The following is a 326-nucleotide window of genomic DNA, read 5'->3' as shown; positions in this document are numbered from 1 at the left end:
GCAACAACATCAAACGGTATTGTTAATGTATCGAGGTTATTTGGTGTCGTAGCGTGATTGAGAGGGCCAAGCAAGGTAAAGGTATAAGCACCGTCATCAGTCAGTACTAGTGTAAAAATTGGCGTTCCACCTGGGTCCGTTGCCCCTTGGTAGGTAGTCGTATTAGCGGCACCTGTGATCTCAGTGATCTTAATACCTTCATTGCCCGACGATAGCGTCGCTTCCAGCGTTGAGATATTGCGTAGTTCGTAAACCTCTACTTGGTCTGCACCTTCAGTGGTAACAAACGAGCCTGTCGCCTGAGCGACAATAGAGCCTAAATCGCC

General features: G+C 48.2%; 1 protein-coding gene. It reads right to left on the bottom strand.

Translation table 11 applies throughout. The annotated features are described in order from the left end of the window. Positions 1 to 326: hypothetical protein (locus tag AB4484_RS26780; RefSeq protein WP_372081062.1), on the bottom strand; the 326-nt coding region annotated here is incomplete at both ends.

The organism is Vibrio sp. 10N.261.46.A3 (assembly GCF_041472995.1).
In the GTDB taxonomy this organism is placed as follows: domain Bacteria; phylum Pseudomonadota; class Gammaproteobacteria; order Enterobacterales; family Vibrionaceae; genus Vibrio; species Vibrio coralliirubri.
The sequence above is the reverse complement of the archived record's forward strand: the minus strand, read 5'-3'. Positions and strand labels throughout refer to the sequence as shown.